This is a genomic window from Vibrio sp. 1069, from assembly GCF_033340555.1.
The window spans coordinates 1-984 of the sequence record NZ_JAWOWP010000141.1 but is presented as its reverse complement, the minus strand read 5'-3'; the positions used below and the strand labels follow the sequence as shown (position 1 = coordinate 984).

Sequence of the window (984 nt, the reverse complement as noted above, 5' to 3'; positions counted from 1 at the left end):
ATTATTAATGGCAAAAACACAGCCCATTTCAGGCAGAGAAAACTGGGTAATGATTTGCTGTAGGTTGGCATTACACTCGACCAGCTGAGCTTGGTCGTTAATAGCGATAGTTATCACGTTACCTCTCTCCTTTAACAAAGGAACGCACAAACGAACTTGCTGCGAATTGATTTGAAACTGTCATGGCGGTCATCTCTTAACTGCTCATTGGTGCAAGATTATTGTCACCACAAACCTGACATTGCTTGTCTTTGGTTATAGACATGGTCTGCCAGTTCATCCGCAGTCCATCAAAGAGGTGTAACTGACCACACTCAACATGAAAGCGATCTATCGCCAACTTTTGAATAGCAGCGAGAGCTTGGTAGTTCCCCAGAGTGCCCACCACAGGGCCGATAATGCCGGTTTCGCTGCACTTCATTGTTTGCTGCAATTCATCAAACGGATACAAGCATCGATAGCAGCCTGAATTTGATGGTTTGTCTGAGTAGTCAAAAACAGCAAACTTCCCTTGCCAACCAATCGCTGCCGCCGATATCAGAGGTGTATTTTGCTCATAACAAACTTGATTGATCAGCTGCCTCGTTGGCAGGTTGTCACTGCAATCCAACACCACATCCGCCAACATGACTTCGAGTTGTAACTGAGCTTGGTCGAGACGCTTGGTAATCGTGCGTACCTGAATCATTGAATTGAGATCACGAAGCTGCTGAGCCATCGCCTCGGTTTTCGCCAGTTCGATGTCGCCTTCACGATAGATAACCTGGCGCTGCAAATTGCTGCTGTCGACACGGTCATCATCAATCACAACTAACTTACCCACGCCAGCAGACGCGAGATACAAACTTGCTGCACTACCCAACCCACCACAGCCGATGAGCAACACATGAGATTGACCAAGACGAGCTTGGCCCGATTCTCCGATTTCAGGTAACGAAACTTGACGCTGATAACGAATGAATTCTTGATCAGTAAGCACGATAG

Annotated in this window: 1 protein-coding gene and 1 pseudogene; both read right to left on the bottom strand. The window is 46.8% G+C overall.

Annotated elements, in window-relative coordinates; genetic code table 11:
• Positions 1-117: pseudogene (locus R7040_RS25005) on the bottom strand (thiamine biosynthesis protein ThiS); the annotation flags it as partial.
• A gap of 79 nt (positions 118-196) precedes the next feature.
• Complete coding sequence (gene thiF, locus R7040_RS25000; RefSeq protein WP_318097354.1) at positions 197-979, bottom strand: thiazole biosynthesis adenylyltransferase ThiF; 783 nt, start codon at positions 977-979, stop codon at positions 197-199.
• Between the last annotated feature and the right edge of the window lie 5 nt (positions 980-984).